The organism is Mesorhizobium sp. M1329, from assembly GCF_040318035.1.
Classification (GTDB): domain Bacteria; phylum Pseudomonadota; class Alphaproteobacteria; order Rhizobiales; family Rhizobiaceae; genus Mesorhizobium.
The window spans coordinates 160,782-167,328 of sequence record NZ_JAMYLN010000015.1; the positions used below are offsets into that span (position 1 = coordinate 160,782).

General features: G+C 59.4%; 6 protein-coding genes and 1 pseudogene. All 7 read left to right on the forward strand.

Annotated features, from left to right (window positions below):
* Position 1 precedes the first annotated feature (1 nt).
* The gene (locus NKH21_RS17550; RefSeq protein ID WP_352866430.1) at positions 2–787 is read left to right on the forward strand and encodes a response regulator transcription factor; all 786 of its coding nucleotides are present in this window, start codon (positions 2–4) and stop codon (positions 785–787) included.
* 107 nt (positions 788–894) lie between these two features.
* Positions 895–1,776 carry a universal stress protein gene (locus NKH21_RS17555; protein WP_352866433.1) on the forward strand — a complete coding sequence of 294 codons (882 nt, stop codon included), beginning with the start codon at positions 895–897 and terminating at the stop codon, positions 1,774–1,776.
* A gap of 1,319 nt (positions 1,777–3,095) precedes the next feature.
* Positions 3,096–4,265 (forward strand): TlpA disulfide reductase family protein, encoded by a 1,170-nt coding sequence (locus NKH21_RS17560; protein WP_352866436.1) that lies wholly within the window; start codon positions 3,096–3,098, stop codon positions 4,263–4,265.
* 336 nt (positions 4,266–4,601) lie between these two features.
* Positions 4,602–5,065 (forward strand): annotated as a pseudogene (locus NKH21_RS17565) (NifX-associated nitrogen fixation protein).
* Between the two features lie 25 nt (positions 5,066–5,090).
* The gene (locus NKH21_RS17570) at positions 5,091–5,294 is read left to right on the forward strand and encodes a CCE_0567 family metalloprotein (RefSeq protein ID WP_352866439.1); all 204 of its coding nucleotides are present in this window, start codon (positions 5,091–5,093) and stop codon (positions 5,292–5,294) included.
* On the forward strand, positions 5,291–5,611 hold the full coding sequence (gene fdxB, locus NKH21_RS17575) for a ferredoxin III, nif-specific (protein WP_352866442.1): 321 nt from the start codon (positions 5,291–5,293) through the stop codon (positions 5,609–5,611). The genes NKH21_RS17570 and fdxB overlap by 4 nt, the downstream gene beginning before the upstream one ends.
* A gap of 65 nt (positions 5,612–5,676) precedes the next feature.
* On the forward strand, positions 5,677–5,964 hold the full coding sequence (locus NKH21_RS17580) for an exopolysaccharide production repressor protein (protein WP_352866458.1): 288 nt from the start codon (positions 5,677–5,679) through the stop codon (positions 5,962–5,964).
* Positions 5,965–6,547: the final 583 nt, after the last annotated feature.

Here is a 6,547-nt window from a genome sequence, read left to right on the forward strand (position 1 = left end):
CATGTCAGGCCTTGAGGACATGCGATGGCCAGCCCTCTCAATCGAGGCGGTCGAGGCCGATGTGGTTCTTGGGGTAGCGCTGATGAAGCCACTGGTCCTGATCTGTTCGCAAGATGCCGAGTTGTATCTGTTCCTCAGCCACATTCTGGGGGTGGACGGCTTCACGAGTGAGCCGGCAGGCGGCGTGAAGGAAGCACTTGCATTGGCCGATGAACGGGAGCTCCAGGCGGTAGTGCTGGACTGCGGGCCAGCAAGCGCGACAGGCTCCACAATTTGCGCCCGGTTCAAGGGGGAGCCCCGGACCGGCGGCCTGCCCGTAATTGCGCTGATCGCGCCCGGCGCCGAGAACCAGCACCTCGATCTCTTGAAGGCAGGTATTGACGAGAGCTTTGTGCGGCCCTTCGCGCCGGCCAAGCTGCTCGACTGTCTACGGACGAAGCTGGCGCTGCCGAAGCCGGGTTCAAACGGCATTGAAAACGGCGGCTGGATCTCCTGTGGCGACCTTGAGATAAGGCTCGATGCCCACCGCGTTCGGGGTAATGGCCACGAAGTCCACCTTGGGCCGATCGAGTTCAACCTGCTGCGGCTTTTGCTTGAGACTCCCGGCAAGGTCTTCACCAGAGACGAGCTGATCAGCGCGGCCTGGCCGGCCAATATCCATGTCGGTGTACGCACCGTGGATGTCCATATCAGCCGGCTCAGAAGGGCTCTGAAGGCGGCCTCCCCCTCCAGCGTCATTCGTACCGTCAGGTCGGCCGGCTACTCGCTCGAGTGGCCGGACGGCTGAATAGATAACCGATGTGGTGCCACTCCGCATTTCCGCCGTGCTGAGGGCAAGTCTTGCGGCTTCGAAACGCGCCGGCAGGTACGACATATTCAGAAAGAAGCAGTCAAATGGCTTTCAGAAGCGTACTCAGTGTGACGGGAGCTGACCACTCCGATCAGGATGTCAGAACAGCTGCCAACTTGTGTGCCGAAGTCGGCGCGTATCTTTCCGTACTGGTGATGTCGCCTCCGCCGCTCATTATGCCTTCTCCGCTGCTCGGCGATGGCATCCCCGAGTGGCCTGGACAACGCGCACAGGCCATCGCCAGACTGGACAAACGGTTTAGGCAGATCGAACGATTTTCACAGGACATAGCCAGGCTGGAAAAGACATCCAGGGAAATTCACAAACTGCTGAGAGCCACGTGGCGGTGCTATGATCTCGATATTGCGAACTGCGATCAGGCCAGCGTCGGTGACGCGGTGCGACAGCGGGCGCTCTGCAACGACCTGACAATCGTCGGCCCCGCACTTCTCAACGACATTAACCTCGGACCCCTTGTTGTCAACGGCAGCCTGTTCGATACCGGAAAGCCGGTGCTTGTCGTGCCGGAGGGCGCTGAGGCCACTCTGTCGCCACGGCGCGTGCTGGTCGGCTGGGATTCGCGAGTCGAGGCGTCTCGTTCGGTTCGGGAAGCGCTGGATCTGCTAGCCGGTGCTGAGGAAGTTCGTGTCGCACTAGTGGATCCGGAGGCGACCTGCACCGGCGCCGAGCCGGGAGCCGACATCGCTGCCTATCTCACTCGGCACGGTGCTCGGGTGTCGGTTGACCGGCTGGCGAGCGCCGGCAAACCGGTGGCTATGGTGCTCGCGCAGCACGCAATCGACACGTCTGCCGACATGATAGTCATGGGCGCTTATGGCAACCGCAGGCTACGTGAGCGACTCTTCGGCGGCGTGACGAGATGGATAGTTGGGAAGCCGTCATTGCCGTTGTTTTTGGCTCGCTGACGGGGTTCCAAAGCAGCACCGACGCTGTTCGAAGCTCTACCCCTCCCCTGGGTCACTATCCTGATGCCAAGTCGGAGAAAGATCGCGGCAAACGTGCAAGCTTCTCGAAGCTTCTCGGAGCCAATCTGCACGCGCCGCCCGAGAACATCGCGGACGTCTCGCGTTCGGGGTTCTGCTCGACCGAGATGATCCGTAACGCGGAGACCAATGGCCGGCAGAGGTACAGGCGCTCCTCAATGCAGTCAAAACCGGGGCTTCGCAGGTCGGCGTCAGGTCGAGAAAGAGCGTCGTTTCAGCGCGGCAGGCCGCGTTCGGACCGTAGCCGCATCGTATTGGCGTTATCACGATTTCCCTCACCACTGGCCTGACCACCGCAACGACCGTGCAGTGGCCAAGGCACCGACCTTCGAGTCGGGACGGTCGGCTCTTGCCGGCGTCGGCGCGAACGATGGCATCAATCGCCTTGTCATCTCTGGGATGGACGGCTTAGTGGCGGACAGCCGCATCTCCAGCGTTTCCCGTTGGTCCGGCCCAACCTGCGTGGCGACCGAGCGGTCTTTGGGTTTGCAATTCCGCCAACGCTCACGTCGCGCCGCGAGGTCCCGTTGCACCTGAGCACCGGGAACACAGAAGTAAACACAAAGCAGGGATCCCGCAGAGTTCACCGGCCGGCATATGCCGGCACTCATCTGGCCCCCTTCGCCACGATCGTCATCGTCAATCTGGTGATGACGGTACTCGCCACCCGCAGCTGGAGATGACCGGGCGTCGTGAAGAACTCCTGCGTCGCGAGCCAGGAAATCAATCGCAAAGCGGAAGGGTAGGGCACAGGCCGCGCTCGGATGGAGCGGCCCCTTGCAATCGCAAATGGCGAGATCGCTACCGCCTCCGGACCGGAACGGCAAGACGCTCAAGCCGGTGGCGTGAAGCGGACGATCATGACGAGCCTGACGACGTCCATCGGCCGTCCCTCGGCCCGAATGCATATTGAGTCGTCCGCGCCACGCTTTTCTGCCGACGCGAAGCGCGTGATGCTTGTCCAAAACCTGACAGCGGCAGAAAACATGTCGCGTCCAATACAACCGGCTATCTTGGGCACCCCGAAAGTTTTTTAAAGTATAATCAAGCGTTTAGTGCGCGCTGAGCGCATTGGCACGGCCTTTGCGAGAGATTCAGCAACACTGAGTGAAGGCTGACTGCACGCAGATGCGCAAGACGAGCGATGCTCTCCATTCCTTGAACCCTCGTGCCCCGTCTCAAAGGGGGAACAAGCTTGCGCATAAGGTCACGCAACTTTTGGCAACAGCTTTGGAGACAACATGGTACTGCAGATGGGGTCACCGGCTCCTTCGATCAAAATGGAGGACTGGCTGCGTGGCGAGCCCCTTGCGAACTTCCAGCCCGGCAAAGTCTATATCGTCGAATTTTGGGCAACTTGGTGCGAACTATGCATGGCGGAGATGCTCGATCTAATGCGGCTCCAGGAAAAATACAGGGACAGCGGACTTGAGGTCGTCGGCGTCGCGGCTAATGAAGACGCTCCAACGGCCGTTGAGGCTCGCACCAAGTTGGACGCGTGGTTGACCGAAAAGTGCTCGCATCTGAGCTATCGGATCGCGTTCGACCACACAGGTGAAATGAACAAGCTTTGGATGAAACCCAGCTTTTCCGCCGGGATTCCGACTTCGTACGTGGTCGACCGAGACGGCCAGATCGCCTTTATCGGTCATCCAAGCCAACTCGATGAGGTTTTGCCGGAAGTGCTCAACGGCAGCTGGCGCACCAGCGACAAAGCGAAAGCCGCCGATACGGAGCGGATCGCCACAAGCGAACCCATGGCGCGCCAACAAGCGTTGAAGAAGCCGATCGATGACAGATTCTGGGCGGCGGTGAAGTTAGAAGATTGGAAGACGGCGCTCTGGGCGATCGAAGAAGGCATCGCCTTGATGCCGGACGACATCAATTTCTGCCTGGCTCATGCGCACCTGTTGCTTCACAAAATACAAGACATGTGGACCGGCTTGCCCGTGATGCGCGAATTCGTGCGCGACGCGATCGACAAGAACTCCCAGGATTGGATGGTTTCGGCGCTAGACCAGCTTTTCCATCCGGCCAACGACCATTCGCGCCTTCCCCCCGCTGAGCGCTTCGCGATGGGCAAGGAGCTGTCCGAACACATTCTGGCACTGAATCCCCCGCAAGGCGACAGCCCTAAGTTCCGGTCCTATCCCGCGGTCGCCCGGTACTATTACGAGAACGGCAACAACGATCGCGCGGTCGAGTTGGTCGAACTGGCACTGCAGTCGCTGGACGGTCCGGAGCCTGTCCCGGAAGAATTGAAAGAGCACCTTCTACCGGATTTGCTCCAGGCCCTCGCCACCTACAGCGGTGTGAAGGTTTGTTACGGCGCTCTCTGTGCGGCTCCCCAAAACAATTTCCCGAAGGTGCCAAAGCGCGGTCGGCCGAGGAGAAAAAACAAAAAGGGTTGATTGGTCGAAATGGATTACTGGCCAATTCGTCCATTCTCCCTGGTGTGGCCGCAGCAAGGAGGGTCCATGCAGCACTTGGTCGATTGTTTGCAGCAGGATCGAGGCTCGAATCTTCATGACCTGTGGCCGCATTGCGGCGGAAATAATGTTCGACGCGAGTTCGCGTGGAAGACCTCGCAGTCGAGGAGGTGTTCAAGGTCGGCCACGGGGACATCAATCTCGTGGAGTGGGCCGCCCCGAGCCGGGCGTCGGCTGCGCAAGGGTGCCCGAAGTAGGCGTCCCCGAAAACAGGCAGCGTGCTTCGAGGAAGAGGACTGAAATTGAGGAGAAGGCGAAATGTCTGATACCGCGATCAGCCCTGCCGAGGACGAGGCGGCGCTTGCCACGCCTTTTTCAGATGCCTCGTGCGGCTGATCCATGCTCAAGACTCCTACGGCTCGTGGGAGGCAAATCGGACGCCACGCTGCTGGCCGACTTCATCGTCACCAGAAAACAGCGCCTTGGGATGCCTGTCATCGACGATCCCGATCCTGACGTGCTGTGGAGGCTCGACATGTTCTAAACCGCCGTCGGGCTCGCGATCGAGGAGCGCTCCGGCCTGATGACATCGGCAATGATGGAGATGAAATTCACGAGGACTTGGGGCCGCATGCTTTCCACGGCCGGGCAGTTGCTCGTTCTGGCAAGACGTTCATCGGTTCGGCTTCGAGATGCTCCGGAAACTGGCTGAGGCCGGTGCGAAACTGATCGACGATGCGACCGCAGCCACTGAAGCCGGTCCCGGTGTGGCGCCGGCGTGATGAAACCGATTTCGAGGAAGGGTTTATGTCAAAGCTAGATGAAATGGGGAAGAAAATCCGAAAGCTTCAGCTGCGCGCAGCAGTCGCCAAGATGAAATTGCGCGACCTTGCAGAGGATCTCCCGGGAAAATGGACGGAGATAGAGGACGTTGCCAAGGAAACGTCCGCCGTTTTTGCCGAGTTGGATGGTGCCAAGAGAGAGCTCGCTGCGATGAAGAAGTTACGATGAGGAGCACATTCACCACCCGCGACGGCTCCGGATGGATGCCGGAATATCTCACCGCTATTGACGGCGCGACCTGCATCGGCTGCGGCCGCTGTTTCAAAGTCTGCTCTCGCGAGGTCATGCATCTTTACGGCGTAGATGACGCGGGTGAAATCCTCGGCGCCTGCGACGGCGAGGGCGACGACGACTTCGATGGCGAGCTCAATCGCATGATCATGGTCGTCGACCATGCCGGCCGCTGCATTGGCTGCAGAGCCTGCGGCCGCGTCTGCCCAAAGAACTGCCAGACCCATGTTGCGGCCGACCAGGTCGCAGCATGATCTGAGGAGACAAAACCAGGAGAACGGCGTTGCCCTTTAGAATCTTTTGTCGCGTCCTGGGCCTGGTGCTGTGCAGCACCGCACTGACTGTCTACTTCGCTTCTCATTCCATCGGCACAGTAGTCGTCACGACGCTGACTTGTTCGCTGCTCCTTCAGCTGGCGTATTTCACAAGCGTGCTCTTTCTAATCTGGCGGTCTGGCTGCGTTAGCCAAGCTGGCCAAAGGGCTGAGCACTTCGGCACTTGCAAGGAAGTTGGATCCCAGCCGCCAGACCTTGATGAGGTGACGAATGAATCCGCAGATTTGCTCCAGCGCGATCAAATGCTGGCCATATCGCTGCTGCTGCCTTGAGGCCCCATGACAACGTCAGTGCTCAATATAGCGCCACTTTGGACCAACTATCAACATTGAGCAGATATTAGAAGGAATACTGTGCTTGAGAAGTCCATGGTGACCGCAATCCGGTCATTCTGGTTAATCCAGGAGATGCAGTCTTGAATGCCATACGCATTGGTAGCCTCTCGCAGTATGCCGGCGTGCGGTTGCAACTCTCAATGAGGAACGAGGCGCTGGAAATAATAGGAACTCCTGGCGCCGGATAACGCAGACGACGTCAAATCAAAGACGCCTTCTCTGATTGGGGTCGGTGAGGTCAAGCTTTTCCTGTCTTTTCCGGACGATGTCGCCCGTGGGTTCACTCGCTTCTCTTCGCGGTCGGCGCCGGGCCGCCGCATGATGGGGTCAGGAGAGCGGGGCGTCTCAATTTGTTGAGCGACCTTGGGAGAATCTATCCAGTCGGCTGTGAAGAACGTCGATTTCGCTGATGAGGCTGACAAAGGCCTCGTCCAGGACGGTGATTAGGCTGATCGTGGTTGGACCGGCGGCCGCTGCAGCGGTGGCGAGCAGCGCCAGGAAGAAGGCACACAAAAGCCTC